The 1,189-nt window shown below is 61.0% G+C and carries 1 protein-coding gene; it reads right to left on the bottom strand.

The features are described 5' to 3' along the window. Positions 1 to 112: 112 nt before the first annotated feature. Positions 113 to 1,081 (bottom strand): aspartate carbamoyltransferase, encoded by a 969-nt coding sequence (pyrB, locus tag H4Q31_RS21275; protein WP_311771784.1) that lies wholly within the window; start codon positions 1,079 to 1,081, stop codon positions 113 to 115. Positions 1,082 to 1,189: the final 108 nt, after the last annotated feature.

Here is a 1,189-nt window from a genome sequence, read left to right as displayed (position 1 = left end):
CCCGCCTCTGTAACCCGGCCGAGACCGGTTACAGAGCCCATGCCGCCGCCCCACGCAGCTAACCTCTGCGATTAATACGCTGCATTTTCAACCCCATAACCCTTCCAAACCGTCAGAAACCAATGCTCTTCAAGCACTTGTCCACCAAAGCCATCCGAATGTACAGCCCATTCTGCGCCTGGCGGAAGTACGCGGCCCGCGGATCGCGGTCGACCGCTTCGGCAATCTCGCCCGCACGCGGCAGCGGATGCATCACGATCGCTTCCTTGCGCATCAGCGACATCAAACGCTCGTCCACGATGTACTTGCCGGACGCCTTCTCATACTCCTCCAGCGAAGGGAACCGCTCCTTCTGAATCCGCGTCTGGTACAGCACGTCGATCTCCCCCGCTACGGCGTCCAGATCGGCCGTCTCCACGTAGCGAACGCCCTTCTCGTCCATGTAGCGCTTCACGCTCTTCGGAATCTGCACATTGTCCGGCGAGATGTAATAAATCACGACATCCTTATAGTTAGCCAGCATGTAGCTGAGCGAGTGCACCGTCCGCCCGTACGCCAAGTCCCCGACCATCGCGATCCGCACGCCGTCGAGCTTCCCGACTTCCTTCTGGATCGTGTACGCGTCGAGCAGCGCCTGCGTCGGGTGCTCGCCCGCTCCGTCGCCCGCGTTAATGACCGGCACGCTTGCCACCGCCGCCGCCCGCTTCGCCGCTCCGATGTCCGTATGCCGCATGACCACCACGTCGCTGTAGCCGCTGACAATGCGAATCGTATCCTCCAGCGTCTCGCCCTTGATCGCCGACGAGAACTGCGCCGCGTTCTCCGTTCCAATGACACTGCCGCCAAGCCGCGACATCGCCGATTCGAACGACAGCCGCGTCCGCGTGCTCGCCTCGAAGAACAGCGTCGTCATAATCCGCCCCTGATGGTCCCGGCTGCCGCCGTAGCGCACAACCTCCTCCATCTTCCGCGAAGCCTCGAACAGCTCGTCAAGCTCGGAACGGCTGAACTGCTTCGCCCCCAGCACATGATACAGATTGCCTTCCATCTCGATCGTCCCCCCGTCCATAGCTGAACACACCAACAACAATCCTACCGAATGCGCCGCCAAAAGTAAATGGAGCCGCTGAGCCAAAGGGATAAGCTCGCAAGACGCAATCGCACTCACCTGCTGAGCCAAGGGGATAAG

Origin of the sequence: Cohnella lubricantis, assembly GCF_014212015.1 — a bacterium.
GTDB lineage: Bacteria > Bacillota > Bacilli > Paenibacillales > Paenibacillaceae > Cohnella > Cohnella lubricantis.
This window is presented reverse-complemented; position numbering and strand designations above follow the sequence as displayed.